The following is a 25,005-nucleotide window of genomic DNA, read 5'->3' on the forward strand; positions in this document are numbered from 1 at the left end:
GGGGCGCCTGTCATACTTTCGCTATGGCAACGGAACCCGACGCGCTCCCCCTGGGGCCCTACGACCGGGTCATCATCGCGGGGCTCACCGGGTCTGGCAAAACGACCCTCGCTCGGCGCCTCGCCGAGGTGTGGGGCCTCACCCACGTGGAGATCGACGCGCTCTACCACGGCCCTAACTGGGTTCCCCGCCCTGAGTTTCTCGACGACGTGACACGGTTCGCGAAGACCGAGCGTTGGGTGACCGAGTGGCAGTACACGAGCAAGGGCGCGGGCGACATTTACGAACCGCGCGCCCAGCTCGCGGTCTGGCTCGACTACCCGTGGAAGGTCGCGCGGCGACGCCTTGTTCGCCGCACGCTGTCGCGCAGCCTCCTGCGAACCGAGCTCTGGAACGGCAACCGTGAGGGCTCGCTACTGCGGCTCGTGAGCCCTGACCCGGAGAAGAACATACTTGCCTGGCAGCGCAAGACCCGCAACAACTGGCGGGAGCGGATGCCAGCGGCCCTCGAACGCAACCCGCACCTGACCCTCGCGCGCCTCACATCGCCGGCGCAGACCGACTCGTGGGTAGCCGGTCTGCGACGCAGACCCCCTACCAGCCCTCGGTGAGCACCCTGTCGAGCTGCGCAACCATGAAGTCGGCGCTCTCCGCGCTCAGCGTCAGCGGCGGCTTCACCTTAAGCACGTTCGAGCGTTCGGAGGTCGTGAGTACGACGACACCGAGCTCGCGCAGGCGTTCGCAGATCGCGGCAGCCTCCGCCGTCGCCGGCTCCATCGTCTCGCGGTCACGCACGAGCTCAACGCCGAGGTACAGGCCCTCGCCGTGGATCGGGCCGACGATGTCGTGCCTGTCTGCGAGCTCGCGGAAGCCTGCGGCGAGGCGCTCGCCAACGGTCGCGGCGTTCTCCTGCAGCCGCTCGTCGCGCATCGCATCGAGTACGGCGATGCCCACGCGGCACGACAGCGGGTTACCACCGGCCGATGAGAAGAACTGGCCCTGGCTCGCAAGCGCGTCGGCGATCTTCTTCGAAGTGATCACGCCGCCGATCGGGAAGCCGTTGCCCATCGGCTTCGCGATCGTCACGATGTCTGGCGTGACGCCCGACTGTTCGAAGCCCCAGAACGACGAGCCCATGCGCCCGAAGCCGACCTGCACCTCGTCGGCGATGCAGAGCCCGCCGGCCGTGCGCACTCGCGCGTAAGCGTCGCGCAGGTAGCCGTCTGGCAGGAGCACGCCGCCAGCGTTGCCAAGCACCGACTCGCAGATGAAGGCGGCGACGTCGCGCCCCTCCGCTGCGAGCGAGTCGAGGTCAGCCCCGAGGTCTGCGGCGTACCTCGCTCCGACGGTCGCGTCGCCGGCCTCGCCGCGGTAGGTGCCGCGGAAGCGGTTCGGCACGTCTGCGACGTGCACCCAGTCGGGTCGGTTCTCCAGCGCGTACGGATTGTCGTAGGCGCTCGTCGTGACGGCGTCGCTCGCCATCGTCCAGCCGTGATACGCCTCGCGGAGCGCGACGACCGTCTTACGCCCGGTCGCGGCCTGCGCGAGGCGGAGCGCAAGGTCAACGGCCTCAGATCCGCTGTTCACGAGCAGCACGGTGTCGAGCTCAGAGCCCTGCGGGAGCAGGGCGAGAAGCCGCTCGCTGTACTCGGCGAGCTCGCGGTAGAGGAAGCGCGAGTTCGTGTTCAGGATCCTGATCTGACGGCTCATCGCGTCAGCGACGCCCGGGTGTCCGTGCCCGAGACCCGTGACGTTGTTCACCATGTCAACGTAGGTGCGACCCGTCGTGTCGACGAGGTGGTGCCGCCAGCCGCGCTCGATCTGCATCGGGCTTTCGTAGTAGCGCTCCTGCGCGCTCGCGAAGATCTGCGCGCGGCGTGCGAGCTCGTCGCCGGCCTCATCGCGCTGCGAGAGGGACGGGAGGCCGAGGAGCGTCGCGGGATCCTGCGTGAGGCGCCGCCACCCGGCGACGCGCTCGGGCGCGACGAACTGGCAGCGGCCCGGTTCGGGAGCTGCAAGGGTGAGGATCGCGGGGGCGAGCCCAGACACCGCGTCCGCGCGGCACATGAGGATCGACAGCGGCCTCGGGTCATCCGACTCGCCCAGCTCGCCGAGCGCGTCACCCGCGAGCACGGCTGCGCCCTGGGCGACAGTCGGGGCCACGCCATCGATGGAGACGAACCAGCCGTTGCCGGCGTCGAGGAGCAGCCCTCGCGCGGTCGCAGCGACGACCGTACCCGCGAGCGGAGCGGCGACCGGAGTCGCGGAGCCCGGTGCGATCCACGCTTCGGTGCCGATCGGCCAGGTCTCGGCGCCGTCGACGGCATTGATCGCGGCGCGGGTCAGCCGGTACACGCCGTACGGGAAGACAGCCGCGGCCGCCCCGGTAACAAACGCGTCGTCGACGAGGTCACGCTCAGACTCGGCGTCGAGCCACTTGCCCGCGTCGAGCGCGTCGGCCTCGACGCCGGGATCGAGCACGCTGACCTCGCCCGAGAGCTCGGGAAGAAGGGCGCGGAGCGGGCTTGCTGCGGGGGCGCCGGCTGCGGGGGCCGGGACCGCGGGCGACGCCTGGAGATCGAGTCCGCCGGACGCCGAGGGCGCACCGATATAGCCGAGGCGCGCGAGCACCTGCTCGGTCATCTCAGTGAGCGAGTAGCGCGTCGCCGCATCAAAGATCGCCTGCTCCCCCGCAATGCGCTCACGAGCGTAATCGTTGTCGCCGTCGATTTCGAGCTGGCGCCAGCCGCTCGCGACGAGCAGCGCGGCCCGCAGCACGACGAGCGGCCAGACGGCGCGCGCCTCGGGGGCCGAAATCGGCGCGGCCTCGTGGAATGTGTCAACGGCGTCGAGGGTGCGCACCGGGCGCTCTGCGTCGTGGTGAAGCAGCGACGAGAGCGTCACCGAGAGCTCCGCGATGCGCCAGCCGTAGGAAAGGTCGCCGAGGTCGAGCACCGTCTTCGGGTGCACGCGAGTGTCGTCGCCGCGCTCACCAACGACGTTGTCGTCGGTGAGGTCGCCGTGGATCGCCTGCACGGGAAGCTCGCCGGTGAGGGGCGCGAGGGCGTGGTGCGCCTCGGCGGCGGCTTCAAGCACCCGGCGGCGCAGCCCGTCATCGGTGATGGCGGCGGCGAGCCGTTCGGTCTGCTCGTGAGCGACGCGCATGTCCCACATGTGGTCGCGGTCAAGCCCCTCGTGGCTCAGCCCGGCGAGCGCGTTGACCGATGCTGCCGCGAGCGCGCCGAACTCCCGGATGACGCCCGGGGCGAGGTAGCCGCAATCGACGAGCGCCTCGCCCGAGACGAACTCACTGCGGCGCACCGCGTACTCGCCCCAGCGCTGCACGTGCTCGCCGTCGGTGCCCGGAAGCACTGCGGGCACCGACACCCCGGCCTCACGGTACGCGTCGAGCGCGAGGTGCTGGGCTTCGCGCGCTGAGTCTTCGAAGATGGGGTGGTCGATGCGCAGCACCGTGCGCGAGCCGTCGGCCGCTTCGAGCACGAAGTTCCGATCTTGGTTGCTGCCGAGCTCGGTCGCGACAACGTCGACGCCGTACAGGTCACTCGCGATCGCAGTCGCATCGACCTCGGTGACGTTAGGCCGCACGAGGCCGCCGCTTTCTTGTGACACGGGAAACCACCTTCGACATTGCGCTCGGGGCGCTTCAACGATTCTGTGCTGAGTGTATCGCTCGGCCGCTACTCCGAGAACAGCTCCGCGATTGCGGGTGCGAGCTGCGTGAACGCCCGCGTGCGGTGCGAGACGAGATTCTTCTCCTCGGGCCGCATCTCCGCAGCCGAGCGGCGCTCACCCTCCGGCAAGAAGATCGGGTCGTACCCGAAGCCGTTCTCACCGACGGGCTCGGTGAGGAGCGCGCCCTGCCAGACGCCGAGCTCGCACACCTCCTGGCCCTCGGGGGTAACGAGTGCCGCGGCGCAGACGAAACCGGCGGCGCGGTGCTCCTCGGCGATGTCAGAGAGCTGCTCGAGCAGCAGCTTCACGTTCGCCCTATCGTCGCGAGCGTGCCCGCCCCAGCGCGCCGAGAAAATGCCGGGGCTGCCGCCGAGCACCTCGACGGCGATTCCCGAGTCGTCCGCAAGCGCGGGCAGACCCGTGTGCGCCGCCGCAGCGCGCGCCTTGAGCAGCGCGTTCGCTTCAAAGCTCAGGCCATCCTCTACAGGCTCGGGGCCGTCGTAGCCGACGAGTTCGATGCCGGGGATGAGTGGCTCAAGCACCGCCCGAAGCTCGACGAGCTTGTTGGCGTTGTGCGAGGCGAGAACAACTGTGCGTGTCATGTGTGACTCCATCGGTGAAACTGGCGGGCCGCGTCAGGGCAGCGGCCCCAAGCGAAACGGTTACTCTGCGAGGGCCGCGGTCTGCAGCGCTGCGAGCTCGGACGTGCTGACGAGGGCGAGGTCGAGCAGCGAGTTCAGCTCGGCACGGTTGAACGGCGCGCCCTCGGCTGTTCCCTGCACCTCGACGAAGTCGCCGGCACCGGTCACGACGACGTTCATGTCGGTCTCAGCGCTCGAGTCCTCGATGTAGTTGAGGTCGCTGACGGGAAGGCCCTTCACGATGCCGACCGAGACCGCGGAGACGGTGTCGATGAGCGGCTTCGCGTTTCGCGCGATGTGCCCGTTCGAGCGGGCCCACTCGACAGCGTCAGCGAGCGCGACGTAGGCGCCGGTAATCGAGGCCGTGCGGGTACCGCCATCGGCCTGGAGCACGTCGCAGTCGATCACGACGGTGTTCTCTCCGAGGGCCTTCGTGTCGATGATCGCGCGGAGGCTACGCCCGATCAGGCGTGAGATCTCGTGGGTGCGGCCGCCGATCTTGCCGCGGACCGATTCGCGCTGCATGCGCTCGTTCGTTGAGCGCGGCAGCATCGAGTACTCGGCGGTCACCCAGCCGGTGCCCTTGCCCATGAGCCAGCGGGGAACGCCCGGGGTGAACGAAGCCGTGCAGAGCACCTTCGTGTTGCCGAAGGAGATGAGGGCAGACCCCTCCGCCTGCGCGCTCCAGCCGCGCTCGATAGTCACCTCGCGCATCGCTCCAGGCGCGCGTCCGTCTACTCGAGTGTTCTCGGTCATGTTTCCTCCGAAGGTGGGGTGTGGGTCAAATAGGCTGCGGCGTGCTGGGCTGCGCCGCGGTCGGGGCTGGGGCGGTGGGCTGCTCTGGATCCTGCTCCGCTTGATTCACCGGGAGACCCGTGTGCGCGGCAGGCTCTGAGAGCGCGACTCAGGGAGCCTCCGGCGCGTCGCGCGACTTCCCGCGCACCAGCGGGTCGAGGGTGTCGCCGCCGATGCCCAACATGCGCCGCGCGAGCCGCACGAACTCGCTCGTGTCGCCGCCCGTCGTCTCGTACCGAATGCTCGGGGGCCCGGCCGCGGGGTCGCGAAGGAGGCTCCGCTCGGTGAGCTTCTCGAAGACGAGGTTGGCGGTCTCGATGTCGCTCGAGACGAGCGCGACGTCGGGCCCGACGACCTGGCGAATCGCGCCGCGCAAGAACGGGTAGTGCGTGCAGCCGAGCACCAGCGTGTCGATCTGCTTGTCGATGAGCGGGCGCAGGTAGCCCTCCGCGACGCGCAGCGTCTCGTCGCCGCTCGTCTGGCCCGCTTCGACGAGCTCCACAAAACGCGGGCACGCCTGCGAGCTGAGCGTCACCTCGGGGTGTTGAGCAAAGTGGGCGTTGTACGCCCCAGACTCAATCGTCGCCGTCGTCCCGATCAGACCGACTTTGCCGTTCCGGGTGATCGACAGGGCGCTCCGCGCGGTCGGGCCGATCACCTCGACCACGGGCACGTCATAGCGCTCGTAGGCATCGCGAAGCACTGCGGCTGACGCGGTGTTGCAGGCGATGACGAGCATCTTCACGCCGGATTCGACGAGGCCGTCAAGGATCTCGAGCGCCAGCCGGCGCACCTCTTCGATGGGGCGCGGCCCGTAGGGGGTGTGCGCGGTGTCGGCTGCGTACAGGATCGATTCGTTCGGCAGCTGGTCACGGATCGCTCGCGCAACCGTGAGACCCCCCACGCCTGAGTCGAATACTCCGATGGGAGCCTCAGCGGAAATCGTGCGGGTACTCACGGATTCAAGCTTAGCGGCTGGGCCGAATCGCTCCTATTCTGGCGGCTGGGAATCGCGTTGCGCCCCGGCCAGGTCGCTACTTCACCCAGGTCTTGCGGTGGAACTCGGTGAGCCCGTGTTCGGCGATGCCTGCGTAGTGGGCGGCCGCCCCATACCCCTTGTTCGACGCCCATGCGTAGTGCGGGAACCGATCGTGGGCCTCCCGCATAACCGCGTCACGAGCGACCTTTGCGCGCACTGACGCCGCAGACACGCTCGCGCACGCGCGATCCGCCCCCACCCGGGTGACGACGTTAAGCGGCGAACGCAGCACGGGGCTCAGCCAGTCGTGCGATCCGTCGAGCAGGATCAGCGCGCGATCAACCGCAATGCCGGCCTGGTGCAGCTCAAGCAGAGCCCTGCGGGCGGATTCCCCGAGCATGGCGGTGATGCCGCGCTCGTCAATCTCAGCGGCGGAGGCGAACCCAACGGCGCCGGTCCCCCACGCTTCGACGGCCGGTGCGATCGACTCGCGTCTCTTCTCGCTCAGCAGCTTCGAATCGCGGAGGCCCTCCGGAAAGCTTTCAACGCCCGTGACGAGCGCGTGGGCCCCGACCGCGACGGGGCCTGCGATGGCGCCGCGCCCCACCTCGTCGAGTCCGATCACGAGTTCGATGCCGCGCGCGAACTCGGCGAGCTCAAACTCGAGAGTCGGGTCTTTGCTGATGGCGGGCTTCGCGGTGCTGACGGCGGGCTTCGCGGGGGCGTTAGTTGGCACGGACTTCGCGGTGCTAGTTGGCGCGGGCTTCGTCGACGCCCGTGAACGTCGCGTCGGGGCGTGACAGCCAGCCAAAGTGCTCGAGCGGCCAGTTCAGCAGGAATGCGCGGCCGACAATCTCGGACTCGGCGACGAACCCCTTGCCAGGCTGATCTTGGTTGTAGCGCGAGTCTTTGCTCGCGTAGCGGTTGTCACCGAGCACCCAAACGGACCCCTCGGGAACCGTCACGTCGAAGTCAATGTCGGAGGCGCGGGTCTTGCCCTCCGGGATCACGATGTACGGCTCATTGAGCGGTACGCCGTTCACCTCAATGCGGCCGTTCGCGTCGCAGCAGGTCACGCGGTCACCGCCCACGCCGATGACGCGCTTGACGACATAGTCGTGAGTCGTGTCAGCCGCGAGGCCCACGGCCTGGAGCGCCTTCTCGAACGGGCTCGGTGTCGTCGCCATCGCCTTCGGGTAGAGCCAACCGCCCGGGTCGCGGAACACGACAACGTCGCCGCGCTTCACGTCAACGACGTTCGGTACGAGCTGGTTCACGAGGATGCGATCGTTCACCTGCAGCGTCTGCTCCATCGAGCTCGACGGAATGTAGAAGCTTCGCACGAGGAAGCTCTTCAGCAAGAAGGAGATGAGGAAAGCAACGACCAAAATGATGATCAGGTCCCTGAGGAAGCCCAGCAGGCCTCCCCGGCGCCGCTCCGCAGTCTCGCTCATATCTGACTCACATTCTTTGTCGCAGACCGCGTGCGGAACGCGCACGGCAAAACTAACAGTACCGACAGTTCAGGCCCCCAGCCTGTGAAGCGGCGGAGGGCCTGAACAGAAAAAGCTGAACGCTTACGCGTCGCGCTTCTCCTTGATCTTCGCCTTCTTGCCGGTGAGGCCACGGAGGTAGTAGAGCTTCGCGCGGCGAACGTCACCGCGCGAGACTACCTCGATCTGCTCAATCGTCGGCGAGTGCACGGGGAACTTACGCTCCACGCCCACCTGGAAGCTGATCTTGCGAACCGTGAAGGTCTCGCGAACGCCCTCGCCGTGACGCGAGATAACAACGCCCTGGAACACCTGAACACGCGAGCGGTTGCCCTCGATGATGTTCACGTGAACCTTGACGGTGTCGCCTGCGCGGAAATCGGGGATGTCGCTCTTGAGCGACGGGGCATCGACGTGGTCGAGCTTCTGCATGATGATCTCTCTCTGCGCCCGCCGCAAGTCGGTACGCGGAATAAATGTTCAAAGAATTTGCGTGCATTCACGGTGTGTGCGGACCCCTCGCGGCAGATTCGCACCGTGGCACAAGGATCTATTATGCCACATCCGAGGGGATGACGGCAGCGCTTGCTAGGTCTAGGGTCGGGCCACGGGCTGAGCCGTGCGCGGTGGAGAGCGCAATGCCGGGCGCTAGGCAGGGCGCCGTGCCGGGCGCTATGCCGCTAATTGCCCTGGCGACGAACCCGGTGGCGCGCAGTCAAGAACGCCCCGTTCGTGCTGTGCTCGATGAGTTCGAGGTCGAGGCGGCGCGGCAGCAGCGGCCGCCCGCCCGCGAGCGTCACGGGCGCAATCGAGAGGTGCACCTCGTCGAGGAGGCCCGCGTCAGCAAACTGGCCGGCCAGGTCACCGCCGCCCACGACCCAGAGGTCCTTGCCCCTGGCGGCTTCACGCATCGCCTCGTACACTTCCGTGACCTGTCCGTGTGCGAAGTGCACGTCGGCAGCGGCAGCGCCCTCCGCGACCGGGGGCACCGCAAGCTCACGCGTCGTGAGCACCCAGGCCGGCATCTCGTAGCCCCAGCCACCGTTCGCCAGCACCCACTCGTAGGTGGTGGAGCCCATCGCAATCGCGCCGATGTTCGCGATGAACGACTCGTAGTCGTTCCCGCCGCCGGGCGCCTGCTCTTGCGAAAGCAGCCAGTCGAGTGAGTCGTGCTCGTCGGCGATGAACCCGTCAAGTGACGAGGCAACGTAGTAGATAAGGCGAGACATGATGTGTCCTTTCGAGAGTGGTCAATGGTGGTGGGAATACCCCGCGGGCTGGCCGCTACGCTTCCACGCGGTCTTGGCGCTACGCTTCCCCGCGGCGGGCTCGAAGCCAGAGGATCGGATCGCCAGCGTCACGCTCGAGCCCGTGTTCTGCGAGCATGCCGCGCACGAGCTCACGCCGGTGCGCCCCGTAGTGCAGCACATGCGCGACGACGCCGCTGAGCTGGAAGCTCTCGGGCGGCACGCACAGCGCGTCGATCACGCGATCCTGCCACGCTCCGCGGCGCGCAATCTCACGCACCTTGGCGATCCACGCCGCAGAGGCGACACCGTTTCGTTCCGCGAGTTCGGCCATCACGCGCGGGGCACCGAGCGCAACGGGCGTTGGGGCCGTGCGGCCGTCGAGCACGGCAAGCCAGGTCTCTTTCGCGAACACGAGACCGGCGAGCACCGCGGCGATGCTCGACTCCTCGCCCGCCCAGTCGAGCACGCGCTGACCTGGCCGCTGCGCACGCGTCACGGCCTGTGTCGGTAACGTCGCGGCGAACGCGAGCAACTCGGCCGAGTCATCCGCATCGTGCAGCAACTGCTGTTCAAGGATCGGACTCGCAGGGGCATTGCGTTCTTCGATCCAAATCGACATTGGCGGGTGGAAGTGGATTCCGTTCGCGCTCGGCAACCAGTGGCCCGCCGCGTGCTCGCTCGGCGGGTGCCCGAACGCACGCGAATACGCCCTGCTGAACCCTTCAGCGGAGTCGTAGCCTGCCGCGATCGCCGCGCCGAGCACGCTCGCCCCGTCGCGCAGCTGCCAGGCCGCCCGCTCCAGGAGCACGCGTCGGCGAAGGGCGGCGGGTGACTCCCCCGCGGCCGCCGAGACCTGGCGCGCGAAGTGGAACCGCGAGGCATGCGCCGCGCCCGCCATGTCGTCGAGGGTGCGGTTTGACTCGTCGAGCACGGCATCGAGGAGCTCGCGGAGGCGATCGGGCTCGGATGTGGTCATGGATCTAGTCTGACCCCTCGATCGTCGCCGCGCATGACCGATCTTGCGCAGTCATACTGCCCGCGGGCGCAGAGGCGAATGTCTGCGGCACCTGAGAGGATCGAGGCATGGCGAATCTCGACACCCCCACCCGCACACAGGCCCTTGCGGTGCTGCGCCAGCTCACGGGCGCCGCCGACGCCGATTTTCACCCCGGCCAGTTCGAGGCCATCAGCGCCCTCGTCGACGAAGGCAGGCGCGCGCTCGTCGTACAGCGCACGGGGTGGGGGAAGTCGGCGGTGTACTTCGTCGCGACCGCACTGCTGCGCGCCCGCGGCGCTGGGCCGACACTGCTTGTCTCTCCGCTACTCGCGCTCATGCGCGACCAGGTCGCTGCGGCCGAACGCGCGGGTGTGCGCGCCGCGGCGATCAACTCGGCGACGGCTGAGGAATGGGAGGAGATCGAGGGCCGTCTCGCGCGCGACGAAGTTGACGTGCTGCTCGTGTCGCCCGAGCGGCTCAATAGTCCGCGTTTCCGCGACACCCAGTTGCCGTCGATCCTCGCCCGCATGGGCCTCATGGTGATCGACGAAGCGCACTGCATCTCAGACTGGGGCCACGACTTCCGCCCAGACTACCGCCGCATCGCGGCGCTCCTTGCGGGCCTGGAGCGCCACGTGCCCGTGCTCGCGACGACCGCAACCGCCAACGCCCGCGTCGTCGATGACGTCGCCGAGCAGCTGGGCGACGATGTCCTCACGCTGCGCGGCACACTCGCGCGCGACTCGCTGCGGCTCGGGTGCCTGCGGCTGCCCTCTGCCGATGCGCGGCTCGCCTGGCTCGTGCAGCACCTGGGCGGCTTCTCCGGCAGCGGGATCGTCTACGCCCTGACGGTCTCGGCCGCGGAAGACACCGCGCTCCTCCTGCGCGATGCAGGTTACGACGTCGCGGCGTACACCGGCCGCACCGACCCCGAGGAGCGCGCGCGGCTCGAGACGGCGCTCAAGAACAACGAGGTGAAGGCGCTCATCGCGACGAGTGCCCTCGGCATGGGCTTCGACAAGCCAGACCTGGGCTTCGTCCTCCATCTTGGGGCCCCTTCCTCCCCCGTCGCCTACTACCAGCAGGTCGGCCGTGCGGGCCGCGGCACCGCGCACGCCGACGTGCTCCTCCTGCCTGGTGCAGAAGACGCCGCAATCTGGAGCTACTTCGCGACGGCGTCTATGCCTGATCCTGAGCGCGCGCACGCGGTGATTGAGGCGCTCGGCGCGCCCGATTCGCCCCCGCTCTCGACGCCGGCGCTCGAGGCGCGGGTTGACCTGCGGCGCACGCAGCTCGACCTGCTGCTCAAGGTGCTCGACGTTGACGGCGCGGTGAACCGCGTGTCGGGTGGCTGGACGGCGACCGGCGCCCCGTGGGAGTACGACGCCGAGCGCTACAGGCGCATCGCCGCTGCGCGCGAGGCCGAGCAATCTGCGATGCTGCGCTACGAGCGTGGCGAGGCCTGCCGTATGGCCGAGCTGCAGCGTGAGCTCGACGACCCGACGGCGGCAGACTGCGGGCGCTGTGACGTGTGTGCGGGCCCCTGGTATCCGACGGAGGTGACCGGCGAGGCAGCAGCGCGGGCGACGAGCAGGTTGCAGCAGGCTGGCGTGCCGATCGAACCGCGCGGGCAGTGGCCGACCGGCGCGGACAGGCGCGGGGTCAACGTCCGCGGGCGCATCGCGCAGGATGAGCGGGCCGAGGCTGGGCGCGTTGTCGCGCGCCTCACTGACCTGGGGTGGGGCGGCACGCTCCGCGAGATCTTCGCGAGCGGGGCACCAGACCGGGTAATCCCGGAGCCGCTGCTTGGCGCGGTGCTGACTACGCTGCGCGACTGGCCATGGGAGGCGCGCCCCGTCGGGGTCGTCGCGATGCCCTCGCTCAGCCGGCCGACACTCATCAGCAGCACCGCCGCGGCGATCGCCGAGCGCGGCAAGCTGCCGTTCCTCGGCACGCTCGACTTCGCAGACGGCCGGCCCGCGACGGGGCCCGGCGGCAACAGCGCGTTCAGGCTCGCATCGGTGTGGGGGCGGTGGGAGGTTGGACCCGAGCTTGCCGCGCTCGTGGCGCGAGCTCCCGGCCCGCTGCTACTCATCGACGACCTCGTAGACAGCCGCTGGTCGTTCACGGTCGCGGCGCGCGAGCTCCGGTTGGCTGGGGCGCAGCAGGTGCTGCCGTTCGCGCTCGCGTCGGTCGGCTAGCGGCACGCGGTTTCCGTGACTTTGCACACCTCAGCGCGTTAGGCTGCAGGCATGGAGAGCACGGCTACGCAGGACACGAAGCGAGACTCGGCGCTGGGCGCAGAACAGGCCGCTGTGCCGGGTTCCGGGCTTGGCGCCGTTGACCCCGGCTTGCACGAGCTTGGCATCGACGCCCCGACCGCCACGACCACCGGGCCGCTCGAGGGGCGCACAAAGCTCGCGGCTTGGGGGCTCGGCATCGCCGGTTCGCTCGCATTCGTGACGCTCGTGGTCGGAGCGATCGCCGTGGTGAACTTCGCGCTTCCCTACGTGCACTACGCCTACCTCGCTCTTGTCGGGGCGGGCGGGCAGGACTTCTAGCGGGCGCTTCGCTGCCGCCCGGCACGCACGCCGGCTCACGCCGCACGCCGCCCGCCGCCCGCCGCGCGTCGCCTCACGCCGCACGCCGCCCGCCGCCCGCCGCGCGTCGCCTCACGCCCAGGACACGCCAATTTCTCCAGAGCACATCACTTTTGGGCAAAATTGCGGGTGCTCGCGTGAATTTGGGGTGTTTGCGGCGTTCAAGCTGCGCACCGTGACACACGAAACCCCGAGTTCGACGCACAAACTCCGAGCCCAGAGCCCCGAGCCCCGAGCAGAGGTGTGCGTCAGGTCTGGCAGCCCGGGCACCAGTACAGTTTGCGGTTACCCATCTCCTCAAGCTTGATGTTCGCACCACAGCGCTTGCACGGCGTTCCCTCAAGCTTGTACACCCAGTGTCGCTCGTCGCGATCGACCAGGGCCTTTTGGTACGCATCGCCGACGAGGCCATCGATCGTGATCATCTGGCCGACGGTGATGCCGATCTCAAGCAGGTGCGCCCAGTCGTCCCACAGCTCTTCGAGCACGGTTCGGTCGAGCGTGTTCGCCGGGGTGTGTGGGTCAAGCTCCGCACGAAACAGCATCTCGGCACGGTAGACGTTGCCGATGCCGGCGACCACTGCCTGATCCATGAGCACAAGACCGATCGCGGTCTTCTTCTTGCCCGCGCGCTCGACAAAGCGCTTGCGCTCCTCGGGGCCATCGGCGTTCGCCGGGTCGGGCCCCAACCGCTGGATCACCCGGTCGACCTCCGCGGGAGTGAGCACTTCGCAGGCCGTCGGCCCGCGCAGGTCAGCGCACACCGTTTCGTTCAGCAGCCGCACCCGCACCGCGCCGACCGGCTCGGGCGGGAACGAATCGAGCAGGTCGCCCTCTTTGTCAGCCTCGGCCATGCGCACGCGTGTGCGACGGGGAGCCCCGATCGAGGTGATCGAGTCCTCTCCGAGACTGTCGACTGGTGTGTCTCCCCCAGCGGACTTGGCGTCGCGGAGCGCGTCGCTGCCCTTCGTGCCGCTGCCAATGTGCTCACCGGTCTGGCCGAGCTTCGAATGGCCCGGCGTCTGACCGTGGATTTGGATCGACGGGTCGACCTTCACCTCACCAGAGAAGTCCCAGGCGCCGTAGATGCCGAGGTGGATCCGAAGCCACAGGTCGCCCTCGAACTCGAGAAACATCTGCTTCCCGACCGCGCGCGCATCGAGCATCTTGCGCCCGTCGAGCTCGGCCGCGCCCTCAACGAAGCGCCCCTGTGGGCTCGACACCTCAGGTGCCGAGCCCACAAAGTTCGCCGCGAACTGCCTTGCGATTCGGTGTACGGAATGACCCTCAGGCATCGCTACAGGCTGTCGACCTGCTTGCCGGCGATCGCGCCGGTCTGCTCGTACTCGCCGAGCTGACCGATGCGGCGCACGTGGCGCTCGTCACCGGGGAACGGGGTGTCGATGAACAGGTCGATGAACTTGATCGCGTCAGCCACCTCGTGCTGGCGCGCGCCGATCGAAATCACGTTCGCGTTGTTGTGCTCGCGCGCGAGCGACGCCGTCGATTCGTTCCACACGAGCGCGGCGCGGATGCCCTGCACCTTGTTCGCTGCCATCTGCTCGCCATTGCCCGAGCCGCCGAAGACAACTCCAAGAGCCTCAACGCCGTCACGCTCATCACGGGCGACGCCGAGGGCCGCGTTGATGCAGAACGACGGGTAGTCGTCGAGCGCGTCATACTCGGCGGGCCCGTGGTCGATCACCTCGAATCCGCGGTCGCGCAGATGCTGCTGCAGCTGCTGGCTGAACTCAAGGCCGGCATGGTCGGTGGCGACGTGAATACGCATGAGGTTAAGCCTAGCCAAACTGCGGGCCAACGGTGCGCCCGCGCTTGAGCTCGTAGAACCCGGGCACGCTCGCGGCTGCCGCGATACCATCCCAGAGCTTCAGCGCCATGTCGCCTGTCGGCGCGGGCGACACAACGGGGCCGAAGAAGGCGACACCGTCGATCGAGATGATCGGCACACCAACGTCGGGGCCCGCGATGTCGAGAGCGTGGGTCGTGTTCGCGCGCAGCTGCTCGTCGCTCTCGTCAGAGTCGGCGGCGGCCGCGAGGCCCGCGTCGAGCCCTACGGCAGCAAGCGACTCGGCAAGAATCTCCTCGACGTCCATGCGTCCGCCCGGGTGAACGCGGGTCCCGATTTCGGTGTAGAGCTTGCCGACGACCGCATCGCCTTCCGCCCCCTCGCCAGCTGCGACACGCGCGGCCTCGACGACACGGCCGAAACGGTGCCCCGCCGCGTGGTGCTCAGCGTGCGAGTCATCGGAGTTACCCTCATTGATGATCTTCAGGCTGATCGGGTTCCACACAATGCTGAAGCCGCGAGCCTCAGACACTTCCTGCGCCCAGCGGCTGGTCATCCAGCACCAGGGGCAGATCGGATCGAAATAGAACTCAACTCTCGGCGTATTTCCCATGTGCTGATTCTAGGCTGTTTGCTGCAAGAGCAAATCGGCGTCGGCCGGCAGAGCTAAAGGGGGCCGCTTGGGCATCTGGGAATGGGTGACAAACGCGATCGAGGCGTTCGCTCTCGCGACCGTGGAGTCGCCGTGGGTGCTGCTCGTGGTTCTCGCGCTCTGCATCATCGACGCGATCTTCCCGCCTGTTCCCTCAGAGTCGGTGATCATCGCCGTCGCCACCGTAGTCGTCGCGGATCACTCGCACACTCTCTGGCTGCTCGGGGTCATCGCGGCGGTCGGCGCCTTCACCGGCGACCAGATGGTCTACTGGATCGGCCGCAAGTTGGGCGCCCGCAATCCGAAGTGGCTGAACGGCAAGCGCGCGCAGCGGACGCTCGCCTGGGCCCGGCGCGCCATCAGGCGCAGCGGGCCGATCCTCATCATGACGGGCAGGTTCATTCCCGTCGGGCGCACCGCGGTGAACCTCGCGGCCGGCACGACGAGGTACCCCGCATGGAAGTTCTCGATCGCCGCGGCGTTCGCCGCAGTCTTCTGGGCGACGTACTCGATCGCGATCGGCGCGATCTTCGGCAACATCTTCGGCAGCCACCCGCTGCTCGCGCTGCTGCTCGGGCTCGTCACCGCGTTCGTGATCGGCCTGCTGGTGGAGTTCATCTCGACGAGGATCGGGCGCAGGATCCAGACCCGCCGCATGGCCGCCTTCCGCGCCGCGTGGGCAGAGGACAAGGCTGCGGCGAGCGCAGAGGGCTAGCTGCGGCGAGCGCGCCGCCCGCCCCTCCCACTCAAATTCCCGGTTGTCACTCAAATGCTGCGCGCAATTGAGTGAGAACCGAATATTTGAGGGGTAGTGGGCGCGCGGAAGAGCTTCGGGCGCTGGGCAGGCGCGGAGGGACAGTGGGTGCGCGGAGGATCTTCGGGCGCGGGGCGGGCGCGGAGGGGTGGTTGGCGGGCGGAGGTGCGCCCGCTACGCGGCTGCGGGCCGCGGGAAGAGCGCCTCGATCTGCGCGATCTGCTCGGGCGTGGGCCTGAACGCCTCCCCCGCCGCCGCGTTCTGGCGCACCTGCTCGGGTGTCGTCGCGCCGGCGATGACGCTCGAGATCGGCTCGTGCGTGAGCAGCCACCCGAAGGTCGCCTCAAGCATTGAGACGCCCCAACCCTCGCAGAGCGCACGGTACGCGTCGAGCGCGTCCCAGTTCGCGCCCTCGGCGACGTGCGCTCGCTGGCGCATGATGCGGGAGTCGGCCGGGAAGTGGTCGCGGGTGAACTTGCCGGTGAGCAGCCCGTTCGCGATCGGGAAGAACGGGAGCAGCCCGAGCCCGAGCTTGCGGGCGGCAGGCGTCACCGAGATGTCGGTCTCGCGGTTCACGAGGCTGAGCTCGTTCTGAGCGGTGACGAATGGTGTCACCCCGAGCTCCGCCGCGACGCGCGCCGCCTCCTCCATCTGCTCGGCGGAGAAGTTCGAGTGTCCAATCGCGAGGACCTTGCCCTCGCGAACAAGTTCATCGAGAGCCGATAGCGTCTCAGCGATGGGGGTGTCGGTGTCGGGCATGTGCAGCTGGTAGAGGTCAATGCGGTCGGTCTTGAGGCGCGTCAGCGAGCCCTCGATCGACGCGCGGATGAACTCGCGCGAGCCGCGCGCCCCCGCGTACGGCGCGCCCGACTCGGGGTAACCGAACTTCGTTGCGAGCACGATCTCGTCGCGCCGGCCGACGAGCGAACGCCCCATCATCTCCTCGCTCTTTCCGAACGAGTAGCCGTAGAGATCGGCCGTGTCGAACAGCGTGATTCCGGCATCGATCGCGGCGTGGATGACGGCGTCGGTGCCTTCCTGCCCCTCGGTTTTCGAGCCCGGCCGCCCGAAGTTGTTGCAGCCGAGGCCGGTTGCAGAGACGACGATGGACGAGCTTCCGAGTGCACGAGTCATAGACCAACCATATTTCGTCAGCCGTCTCATTGGCTACGGGATTAGGCTTGAGCCAATCACTGATAGTTCTTACTTTGCACAAGGAGTACCGTGCCAGGAACAAACCTCACCCGCGTCGAAGCTCAGGAGCGGGCAAGCATCGTCACGAGCCACAGCTACGAGGTCGCGCTCGACCTCACGACGGGCCCCGAGACCTTCGCGGCTGACACCACCGTCCGCTTCGATGCAACCGCCGGCGCCGCGACCTTCATCGACGTCATCGCCGACTCGGTTGAGTCGATCGAGCTCAACGGCGCAGAGCTCAACCCGGCTGAGCTGTTTGCCGACTCACGCATCCAGCTGCCGAACCTCGCGGCCGAGAACACGCTGCGCATCCGCTCGACGATGCGCTACATGAACACGGGCGAGGGTCTGCACCGGTTCGAGGATCCCGCCGACGGCGAGGTCTACCTGTACTCGCAGTTCGAGGTGCCCGACTCGCGCCGCATGTTCCCCGTGTTCGAGCAGCCCGACCTGAAGGCGACGTTCCAGTTTACGATCACCGCGCCGGCGCGCTGGAAGGTCGTCTCGAATCAGCCCACGCCCGAGCCGACCCCGGCGGGCACGAAGGCCGGCGCGCAGGGCGCTGACTGGGCTGAGCAGGACATCGCGACTTGGACGTTCGGCAAGACCCCGGTTATGTCGAGCTACATCACGGCGCTCATCGCCGGCCCGTACCGCGAGGTGCGCGGCGAGCTCACGAGCACCGACGGCCGCGTCATCCCCCTCGGCGTATTCTGCCGCGAGTCGCTCGCGCCGTACCTCGACGCCGACTACATCTTCGACAAGACCCGCGAGGGCTTCAAGTTCTTCGAGACCGAGTTCGACTACCCGTACCCGTTCGACAAGTACGACCAGCTCTTCGTCCCCGAGTACAACATGGGTGCGATGGAGAACATCGGCGCCGTGACCTTCACCGAGGCGTACGTCTTCCGCAGCCAGGTGACCGACGCGATGCGCGAGCGCCGCGTCGTCACGATCCTGCACGAGCTCGCCCACATGTGGTTCGGCGACCTCGTCACGATGCGCTGGTGGAACGACCTGTGGCTCAACGAGTCGTTCGCCGAGTACATGTCGGTGCTCGCGACCGCCGAGGCGACCGAGTGGACCGGCAGCTGGACGACGTTCGTCGGCAGCGAGAAGTCTTGGGCGTACCGGCAGGATCAGCTCCCCTCGACCCACCCGATCGTGGCGCCCATCCGCGACCTCGAAGACGTGCTCGTGAACTTCGACGGCATCACCTACGCGAAGGGCGCCTCGGTGCTCAAGCAGCTCGTTGCCTGGGTCGGCCGCGAACCGTTCATGCAGGGCGTGCACGACTACTTCGTGAAGCACAACCACTCGAACACCGAGCTGCCCGACCTCATGGTCGAGCTCGAAGCGCGCAGCGGCCGCGATCTCAGCGACTGGACGAAAAAGTGGCTCGAGACCGCTGGCGTGAACACGCTTCGCCCCGAGTTCACGGTCGACGCCGAAGGAAACTTCGAGACCTTCGCGATCACGCAGACTGCGGCAGCCGACTACCCGACGATTCGCCCGCACCGCATCGCGGTTGGCCTCTATGAGGAGCAGGAGGGCAAGCTCGTTCGCGTGAAGCGGCTCGAGCTCGACGTCGACGGCGCGTCGACCAACGTTCCCGAACTCGTCGGCACCCAGCAGCCCGCGCTCGTGCTGCTCAACGACGAGGATCTCTCGTACGCGAAGATCCGCTTCGACGAGCGCTCGCTCGAAACCGCGAGCACCCAGCTCGGCCAGATCGAGGACTCGCTCGCCCGCTCGCTCGTCTGGGGCTCGCTCTGGGACGCGACCCGCGACGGCGAGTTCCCCGCGAGCCGCTTCGTGGACATCGTGCTCGCGCACGTCGCCGGCGAGACGAACTCGACCGTGCTGCGCACCGTGATCCAGCAGCTCGTGCTCTCGGCGTCGAGCTACGTCGCGCCCGCGAAGCGCGAGGCGACGCTCGAGAAGGCCGCCGACGCGCTCTGGCAACTCGCCCTCGCGGCTGAGGCGGGCTCGGACAACCAGTTCCAGTTCGTGAAGGCGTTTGCGAGCCTCGCCGGCACCGACGCGCAGCTCGACCAGGTGCTCGCGCTGCTTGAGGAGCGCACCCCGCTCACCGGGCTCGACATCGACACCGACCTCGGCTGGGAGCTGCTCATCTCGCTCGCTGCCGGCGGCCGCGCGACCGGCGCTGAGATCGACGCCGCACTCGCCGACGACCGCACCGCGACAGGCAACCAGTCGGCAGCGCACGCGCGCGCCGCGCTCCCTACCGCCGACGACAAGGCCGCAGCGTGGGCCTCGGTCTGGGCAGAGGCTGGCAAGCCGAACGCGATCGTCCGCGCGACCGGCCTCGGCTTCCTGCGCGCGCAGGATCGCGAGCTACTCACGCCCTACATCGAGCGTTTCTTCGCCGAGCTGCTTCCAGTGTGGGAGTCGCGCAGCTACGCGATCGCCGAGGAGCTCATCGACGGGTTCTACCCCTCGCCGCTCGCGAACGATGAGCTGCGTCGCGCGACCGCCGCGTGGCTCGAGGCGAACGCGGAAGCGCCAGCAGCGCTTCGCCGCCTCATCGTCGAGCACCTCGCAGGCGTCGAGCGGGCACTCGTTGCCCAGGCGGCTGACGCGAGGGCCTAATGCGTCTCACCCAGACAGGCACGGAGGAGGTCACGGAGGCGGTAGGAAACGCCTTCGTCGACTTCCTCCACGCCTGGGCGACCCCGCTCTGGATCGTCGGCATCATCGTCGCCGCGGTCATCGTGAACTGGGTGCTGCTGCGGGTACTCAACCGCACCGTCACGCAGATCGTGCGCGGCGTGAAGCGCTCGCAGAACGTCGACACCACGTCAGAGATGCGCGCCGCGCCGTATATTCACGCGCGCGCCGTGCAGCGCACCCGCACGCTCGGTTCAGTCGGGCGGGCAGTCGTTACGTGGACCGTTGCGGTCATCGCGCTGATCCTGATCCTCGGCCGCCTGCAGGTCGATCTCGGCGCGGTGCTCACCTCGGCGGGTATCGTCGCGGCGGGGCTCGCGTTCGGCGCTCAGAACATCGTGAAGGATGTCTTGAACGGCATCTTCATGGTGTTTGAGGATCAGCTCGGCGTCGGCGACGTCGTCACCGTCGAGCAGATCACGGGCACTGTCGAGGAAGTCGGGATCCGCGTCACGAAGGTGCGCGCGCTTGACGGGACGCTGTGGTTTATTCGCAACGGCGAGATTCTCACGCTCGGAAATTCCTCGCAGGGGTGGGGTCGCGCGCTCGTGGACATCACCGTTGACGCGAAGCAGGATCTCGAGCACGTCTCAGAGGTCGCCATCTCTGCGGCGCGCAACCTGCTCTCTTCAGATCAGTTCGCCCGCAAGGTCACCGGCGAGCCCGAGGTGCTCGGCCTCGAGAGCGTCTTCGGGGACCGCGCGACGCTCCGACTCGCCATCCGCACGCGGCCAGAGGCACAATGGGAGGTGCAGCGGGGCATTCGAGCAGAGCTTCGCCGCACGTTCGCGAAGGAGGGCATCCGGCTCTCCGATGAGCTCCCCCGCCTTCCCAAGGGAGAAGTATGACCGACGCACCGACGCCGCCCGCAGATGCCGGCGGCGAGCAGCAGCCCCCTGCCCCGCGCCTCACGCTCCGTCAGGGTGAGACCGGCCACGCCGTCACCGACACCGTCTGGTCGCAGGTCGGCGGCACCGAGACGTTCGAGCGGATCGCGCGCGCTTTCTACCGCGGTATTCGTGAGGACGAGGTGCTCGCGCCGATGTATCCGCAGGACGACTGGGAGGGCGCGACCTGGCGTATCCAGGCGTTCCTCGAGCAGTATTGGGGCGGCCCGTCGGCGTACCAGGAGGAGCGCGGCCACCCGCGACTGCGGATGCGGCACGCACCGTTCCCAGTCACCCCCGACGCGAAGGAGCGGTGGCTGAAGCACATGCACGTCGCACTCGACGAGGTCGAGTTGCCGCCAATGCACGACGCCGCGTTCCGCGACTACATCGAGCGCGCGGCGCTCGCAATGGTCAACCGATTCGAATAGCGGCGGTGCTCCCCCGCTGGGCTGGGCTGGGCTGGAGTGGGGAGGCTTCCTTCCACTGATCGGCAGCCGCCGAAGGGCTATTGCTCGTCCCAGACCAGCGGGGCGCGCGCGACCACGCGGTAGAAGCACTCTGCGTTCGGGTCTTGCTCGTGCACGAGCAAGACCAACTCGGCGACCTCCCGCCCCTCGGCGTCCATCGGCATGGTCGACGTCTGCGGCCCCTCTGCGGGTCCGACGGAGATGTCGCCGCCGCCCGTGCGGAGGCCGGTGTCGAAGCATGGCCCTGCCGCGCTCCCGATGAGCTCACCGCCCACGCCGAGGGTCGCAACGGGCGCAGTGAGGTCGGTGAACCGGACCTCACCGATCTCCTCGGTTTCGCCGTCGTCAAGGGTGCGTAGGAATGTCTCGACTTCGAAGGTGGCGGATGTCAGCTCGTCCTCCGAAACGATGGTGCCGCTCGCGGTGCGCGGAGTGTAGCCAGGTTCTGCGCCGAGTGAGGCGCACCCAGTGAACAGCAGCGCTGAGAGGAGCGCGGTGGAACCCGCTACTGCCCGCACCACCGCTGTCCGCTTCGCGCGCGGGCATGCTCTCACTGACGTTGGTGGTCTCATCCTTGGGCCTCCCCTTCGTGCTAGGGCCAGCCTAGCCTGGGGTCGGGTCGAGGTGTGCCCGGCCGCACGGCCCGATAGTGCGGAGCCACGACACGCTCCCAATTGGACCAAATCTGTGACTTGAATCGGAAGATTCCAAGAGAATGTCTTGGAATCGTATTGTGATTGACACGAGATGAGTTGGAGACACCGAGAGATGCGCCGAAACGCCCCAGCTAGGCAACCCGCGACGGGCGAGCCACTCTCAAGCCGCACAGATTCCAGCGACTCGTCGCTCAACCGAGCAGAGCAATCGTCGGCCACCGTGCTGGTGAAGGGCTGGGCCGGCGCGCTCTGGGTCGCGGCTCCACTGTGGTACGTGCTTTGTGAGGCCGTCGCGGCGGCCGGATTCCCTGGGTACAACTACGCCACCTTCTTCATCAGTGACCTTGGCGTGCCAGAGCCTGGGCAGTTCGACGGCCGCCTCCTCACCTCCCAAATCTCAAGCGTCATGAACGCAGGCTTCATTGGAGCCGGCCTCCTATTCTTCCTTGGCACCGTCGCCGTCGCCTCACAGCTCGACCGCGGTGCCGCGAAGACGTCTTGGCTCTTCGCAGCGGTGCTTCACGCTGTCGGGATAGTCTTCGTTGGGCTTGTGCCGGGGTCTCAGACAAATTGGGACAATGGCCTCATGGTCGTTCACGTCGTGGGCGCCATTGCGCTCATCGCTGGAGGAAACGTCGCCGCGATTCTGTCAGGAAGAGCGCTTCGACCGCTTGGCCTGCCGCGGTGGGTTCTCCGCTCCGGCCAGATTCTCGGCGCACTCGGATTCGTAAGCGCGCTCCTGCTTATCGGTACCCTGCTCGTGCCAGCCGGGGTTTCAGAGCGCGGTGCCGTCTACTCGTTCTTCGCGTGGCAACTGCTCGCCGGGATCGGGATGCTCCGCGCGCGGTGATCCACTGTGCTCCTCCCTCCGAGCGAAGCGCGCCCGAGGCCGGCGCGAGCAACTACGGGGCCGCGATCGCGAGCGATAGCTCCGCGGGCTCGAGGAGTGTTACCGGGTCGGCCTCGTTGTAGGACGCCTGCGCGTGGAGTGAATACGCAGCGAGTTCGTCGACAGCGCCGCCAGGGTACCTCGGCGAGAAATAGTCCTTCACGATCACGAAGTAGTTGGGGTAGTGCGCCTCTCCAGCTTCTGAAGGCTCATCGTACTTCGTGCCGATCGCTGCCCCAGAGATGATTCCGCCCGCGGACTCTGAACAGCTTGCCCCCGACGAGTGGTTGGCTTCGAGGTACGCCGTCGTCGTCAAGCTCCCGCTCTGAGCCGCCACGAGCGCGAACCGGAGCCTGAGGGGCTGCGGCTGCCCAGGGGTCACGTTCTTCACCGATGCGCCAAGCGGAATCGCCGCGTCCTTGGTCGGGTCGAACCCGCATCCGGCGCCTGCGATGAATTCATCTTTCTTCGGGTGTTGGATCGCCTCGCCCGAAAGCAACGTATGGGCGCTCAGCGCGACAATCTCGCGGTACCCGAGCTTGCTCTCGGTCTCCCACGTGACGTAGTCGTCTCCGAAGCTCTTGATGAGGTTGGATGCCCCAACGATGTTGCCCGCTCCGAACACGGTGCACGCGCGCACGATCTCTTCGCTCGTAACCTCGCGGTCGAGCGAGAACGACTGATCTTCGTACATTGCCGCGAGCCATGCCTGCTGCGTCGCTGGGTCCAGCCCCTCGAACGACGCACAGTCTGGGTCGTTCGCGTCGGCGTACTGCAGGTTGCTCAGGGTTTCAGCCCCGTCCGCCGTCCCGCAGACTTCGAAGTAGTAGTCGGCGAGCGACATGCTCTTCGCCCCGCTCGACGAATAGACCTGCACCGCTGGCTCTTTCGCAAAGAACTTCGCCGCGGTCTTTGCGGGAAGCGCCAAGTACTCTTCGCAGGTCTCGGGGGCCTCCACCTTGGGCTTTCCAGGGGGCTTTCCAGGCGCGCCTGCGCAGCCGGCAGCCGTAAGGAGAGCGAGCAAGACGAGGACGGCGCCAGCGGCGCGCGGTCGATTGAATCTCCGAGTGTTCATGTGTCTCCTAGTGCGGCAAAGGTCCGGGCCAAGCGCCCACCGTGGGCGCAGGTGCGCCCGGTCATGGCGACAGCTCACCACACGCTCGGGCAAGGAATGCGATGTTCTCGACGGAATCGAACACTCGGGAAAAGCCGAACCAGCAGGATCCTCCGTTGGCGCCTCGCCACTCGCGTGGGCGCTACCGCGGCCGTGCCCCGCACGCGGCGGGTTTGCGGCCGCTACGCGCCCCCGGCTATCTCCCGCAGAGCGGCGACGTGATCAGCGAAGGCCTTCGTGCCCGTCTTGCTCGCTGCAACCCAGGTGCGCGGCCGATTCGCGACGTAGCCCTTCGTTACCTGGAGATAGCCTTCGCCCTCGAGGTGCGCGATCGCCTTGCTGAGCTGCGAGTCGCCGACGTCGAGCAGCTCGCGAAGCGTCGCGAAGTCGGCTTCGGTCGCCGGGCCGAGCGCCGCCATGAGCGAGAACCGCACCGGGGTTTGAAAGGCAGGGTTCAGACGATGCAGTGGATGCTGCGGGGGCGTCATCGGCGCCTGGTTGTCGGGAGGAACGCGGCGACGGTCATCACGAGAACCACACTCGCGGCGGCACCTATGGCCCACGGCCAGCCCCAGCTCGCCCCGCCCACGACGGAGGCACTCGACCCGAATGCGACCGCAACCGCGACCACAAAGCACGCCCATTGCGCCGGGCCCCACTCAAACCCGACATTCGGCAGGCCGAAGTTCGAGCGCCACGCGAACAGCATCGGGATGAAGGCGACCATCACAATGACCCCGGTCACCGCGGCAGCAAACGGCAGCGCGCTCGCGATGAGTTGTGCCGCGAGCACGACCCCGACGAGCACGCTCGTAGTTCGCGCCGCGCCGCTGAGCCGGGCGGGCTCCCACTCCTCGTTCTTCCGGGTGCTTCGGGATGCAAATTGCCGAAGGGGCCGCAGCCCCATCAACAGGAACACACAGATCGGCATCACTACGTTCAACCACCCGGGGTAGCCTGAGCCGGCATAGTTCGCGATCCCTAGCGTGAGGAAACCCGCCAGGAAGAGCACCCAAAGCCCAATCGTCGTCGCGGATTCCCGGACGCGCACGCCGTAGCGCTCACGGCCCCCCTGCGACAGCGCGCTCGCACAGATCACCGGCACGAGCAGCAGCATGCTCGCTGGGTAGGTCCCCTCGGCCCCCACCGCTCCACGCCCGCCGTAGGCGAACAGGAACAGCGCAACGTACGCCGACATCATCAGCGCGAGCAGGATCATGAGGGCGGAGTAGCCGCGACTGGGCGCGAGCCCCTCCTCGGGGCGCTGGAGCCGCTCAAGCTCGGCGAGCTGCGCCGCCGCCGAACTCGGGTCGCGGCTGAGACTGTCGGGGGCGGCGCCTTGCTCGCTTGAACTTTCCATATAGAAAGTATGTGCCGACTCGATAGCACATGTCAACCGTGGGGCGCGGCAGCGGCGCTTTCGCGCTGGCCCCTGCCCGC

General features: G+C 67.8%; 25 protein-coding genes. 8 read left to right on the forward strand and 17 right to left on the reverse strand.

The genetic code is table 11. The annotated features are described in order from the left end of the window. The first annotated feature begins 23 nt into the window (after nt 1-23). Nucleotides 24-611 carry a P-loop NTPase family protein gene (locus FB468_RS04450; protein WP_141886269.1) on the forward strand — a complete coding sequence of 196 codons (588 nt, stop codon included), beginning with the start codon at nt 24-26 and terminating at the stop codon, nt 609-611. On the opposite strand, the gene FB468_RS04455 is transcribed toward FB468_RS04450, so the two are convergent. From FB468_RS04455 to FB468_RS04495, 9 genes are all read right to left on the reverse strand, one after another. Beyond that, nucleotides 595-3,630 carry an aminotransferase gene (locus FB468_RS04455; protein ID WP_141886270.1) on the reverse strand — a complete coding sequence of 1,012 codons (3,036 nt, stop codon included), beginning with the start codon at nt 3,628-3,630 and terminating at the stop codon, nt 595-597. The genes FB468_RS04450 and FB468_RS04455 overlap by 17 nt on opposite strands. A gap of 68 nt (nt 3,631-3,698) precedes the next feature. Beyond that, the gene (gene rdgB / locus FB468_RS04460) at nt 3,699-4,295 is read right to left on the reverse strand and encodes an RdgB/HAM1 family non-canonical purine NTP pyrophosphatase (protein WP_141886271.1); all 597 of its coding nucleotides are present in this window, start codon (nt 4,293-4,295) and stop codon (nt 3,699-3,701) included. 60 nt (nt 4,296-4,355) lie between these two features. Further along, a complete protein-coding gene (gene rph, locus FB468_RS04465; protein ID WP_141886272.1) occupies nt 4,356-5,090 on the reverse strand; it encodes a ribonuclease PH in 735 nt (244 codons plus the stop codon). A 148-nt stretch (nt 5,091-5,238) separates the two neighbouring features. Continuing rightward, nucleotides 5,239-6,087, reverse strand: coding sequence for a glutamate racemase (murI, locus tag FB468_RS04470; RefSeq protein ID WP_141886273.1), 849 nt, complete (start codon nt 6,085-6,087; stop codon nt 5,239-5,241). A gap of 76 nt (nt 6,088-6,163) precedes the next feature. After that, a complete protein-coding gene (locus tag FB468_RS04475; protein WP_211359083.1) occupies nt 6,164-6,844 on the reverse strand; it encodes a ribonuclease HII in 681 nt (226 codons plus the stop codon). A gap of 13 nt (nt 6,845-6,857) precedes the next feature. Beyond that, nucleotides 6,858-7,562, reverse strand: a complete 705-nt coding sequence (gene lepB, locus FB468_RS04480) for a signal peptidase I (RefSeq protein WP_141886274.1) — start codon at nt 7,560-7,562, stop codon at nt 6,858-6,860. Nucleotides 7,563-7,685: 123 nt separating this feature from the next. Next, entirely contained in the window at nt 7,686-8,033 is a 348-nt protein-coding gene (rplS, locus tag FB468_RS04485; RefSeq protein WP_141886275.1) for a 50S ribosomal protein L19, read from the reverse strand. 248 nt (nt 8,034-8,281) lie between these two features. Further along, entirely contained in the window at nt 8,282-8,830 is a 549-nt protein-coding gene (locus tag FB468_RS04490; protein WP_141886276.1) for a dihydrofolate reductase family protein, read from the reverse strand. A 79-nt stretch (nt 8,831-8,909) separates the two neighbouring features. Next, entirely contained in the window at nt 8,910-9,827 is a 918-nt protein-coding gene (locus tag FB468_RS04495) for a helix-turn-helix domain-containing protein (protein ID WP_141886277.1), read from the reverse strand. Between the two features lie 107 nt (nt 9,828-9,934). Here FB468_RS04495 and FB468_RS04500 point away from each other — a divergent pair, with 107 nt between their 5' ends. Both FB468_RS04500 and FB468_RS04505 read left to right on the forward strand, forming a co-directional pair. Beyond that, nucleotides 9,935-12,049, forward strand: a complete 2,115-nt coding sequence (locus FB468_RS04500) for a RecQ family ATP-dependent DNA helicase (RefSeq protein ID WP_141886278.1) — start codon at nt 9,935-9,937, stop codon at nt 12,047-12,049. Between the two features lie 51 nt (nt 12,050-12,100). Then, nucleotides 12,101-12,409 (forward strand): hypothetical protein, encoded by a 309-nt coding sequence (locus tag FB468_RS04505; protein ID WP_141886279.1) that lies wholly within the window; start codon nt 12,101-12,103, stop codon nt 12,407-12,409. A 287-nt stretch (nt 12,410-12,696) separates the two neighbouring features. On the opposite strand, the gene FB468_RS04510 is transcribed toward FB468_RS04505, so the two are convergent. Genes FB468_RS04510 through FB468_RS04520 form a run of 3 tightly spaced genes read right to left on the reverse strand, consistent with a single transcriptional unit; the run spans nt 12,697 to nt 14,868 of the window. Next, nucleotides 12,697-13,743, reverse strand: coding sequence for an Fpg/Nei family DNA glycosylase (locus FB468_RS04510; RefSeq protein WP_141886280.1), 1,047 nt, complete (start codon nt 13,741-13,743; stop codon nt 12,697-12,699). 2 nt (nt 13,744-13,745) lie between these two features. Continuing rightward, nucleotides 13,746-14,237, reverse strand: a complete 492-nt coding sequence (locus tag FB468_RS04515) for a ribose-5-phosphate isomerase (protein ID WP_141886281.1) — start codon at nt 14,235-14,237, stop codon at nt 13,746-13,748. 10 nt (nt 14,238-14,247) lie between these two features. Then, entirely contained in the window at nt 14,248-14,868 is a 621-nt protein-coding gene (locus tag FB468_RS04520) for a DsbA family protein (protein ID WP_141886282.1), read from the reverse strand. 67 nt (nt 14,869-14,935) lie between these two features. On the opposite strand from FB468_RS04520, the gene FB468_RS04525 reads away from it, so the two are divergent. Further along, nucleotides 14,936-15,622, forward strand: a complete 687-nt coding sequence (locus FB468_RS04525; RefSeq protein ID WP_141886283.1) for a DedA family protein — start codon at nt 14,936-14,938, stop codon at nt 15,620-15,622. Between the two features lie 213 nt (nt 15,623-15,835). On the opposite strand, the gene FB468_RS04530 is transcribed toward FB468_RS04525, so the two are convergent. Beyond that, entirely contained in the window at nt 15,836-16,795 is a 960-nt protein-coding gene (locus tag FB468_RS04530) for an aldo/keto reductase (protein WP_141886284.1), read from the reverse strand. 90 nt (nt 16,796-16,885) lie between these two features. Here FB468_RS04530 and pepN point away from each other — a divergent pair, with 90 nt between their 5' ends. From pepN to FB468_RS04545, 3 genes are read left to right on the forward strand one after another with little or no spacing between them, the layout of a single operon-like run. Further along, nucleotides 16,886-19,471 carry an aminopeptidase N gene (pepN, locus tag FB468_RS04535; RefSeq protein WP_141886285.1) on the forward strand — a complete coding sequence of 862 codons (2,586 nt, stop codon included), beginning with the start codon at nt 16,886-16,888 and terminating at the stop codon, nt 19,469-19,471. Continuing rightward, nucleotides 19,471-20,397: a mechanosensitive ion channel family protein gene (locus tag FB468_RS04540; protein ID WP_141886286.1), complete on the forward strand. Its 927-nt coding sequence runs from the start codon at nt 19,471-19,473 to the stop codon at nt 20,395-20,397. Before pepN ends, FB468_RS04540 begins: the two co-directional genes overlap by 1 nt. Further along, nucleotides 20,394-20,867, forward strand: a complete 474-nt coding sequence (locus FB468_RS04545) for a globin (protein ID WP_141886287.1) — start codon at nt 20,394-20,396, stop codon at nt 20,865-20,867. Before FB468_RS04540 ends, FB468_RS04545 begins: the two co-directional genes overlap by 4 nt. 77 nt (nt 20,868-20,944) lie before the next feature. Here the strand turns inward: FB468_RS04545 and FB468_RS04550 are convergent, their stop codons facing one another. Further along, a complete protein-coding gene (locus FB468_RS04550; RefSeq protein WP_141886288.1) occupies nt 20,945-21,427 on the reverse strand; it encodes a hypothetical protein in 483 nt (160 codons plus the stop codon). 247 nt (nt 21,428-21,674) lie between these two features. Between FB468_RS04550 and FB468_RS04555 the strand changes: the two genes are divergently transcribed. After that, entirely contained in the window at nt 21,675-22,412 is a 738-nt protein-coding gene (locus tag FB468_RS04555; RefSeq protein WP_170219623.1) for a DUF998 domain-containing protein, read from the forward strand. Between the two features lie 52 nt (nt 22,413-22,464). Here FB468_RS04555 and FB468_RS04560 read toward each other — a convergent pair whose 3' ends face one another. From FB468_RS04560 to FB468_RS04570, 3 genes are all read right to left on the reverse strand, one after another. Beyond that, nucleotides 22,465-23,526, reverse strand: a complete 1,062-nt coding sequence (locus tag FB468_RS04560) for a hypothetical protein (RefSeq protein WP_141886290.1) — start codon at nt 23,524-23,526, stop codon at nt 22,465-22,467. Between the two features lie 221 nt (nt 23,527-23,747). After that, nucleotides 23,748-24,053, reverse strand: a complete 306-nt coding sequence (locus tag FB468_RS04565; protein ID WP_141886291.1) for a transcriptional regulator — start codon at nt 24,051-24,053, stop codon at nt 23,748-23,750. Next, nucleotides 24,050-24,925 carry a hypothetical protein gene (locus FB468_RS04570; RefSeq protein WP_141886292.1) on the reverse strand — a complete coding sequence of 292 codons (876 nt, stop codon included), beginning with the start codon at nt 24,923-24,925 and terminating at the stop codon, nt 24,050-24,052. Before FB468_RS04570 ends, FB468_RS04565 begins: the two co-directional genes overlap by 4 nt. Nucleotides 24,926-25,005 lie beyond the last annotated feature (80 nt).

The organism is Leucobacter komagatae (assembly GCF_006716085.1).
GTDB classification, from domain to species: domain Bacteria; phylum Actinomycetota; class Actinomycetes; order Actinomycetales; family Microbacteriaceae; genus Leucobacter; species Leucobacter komagatae.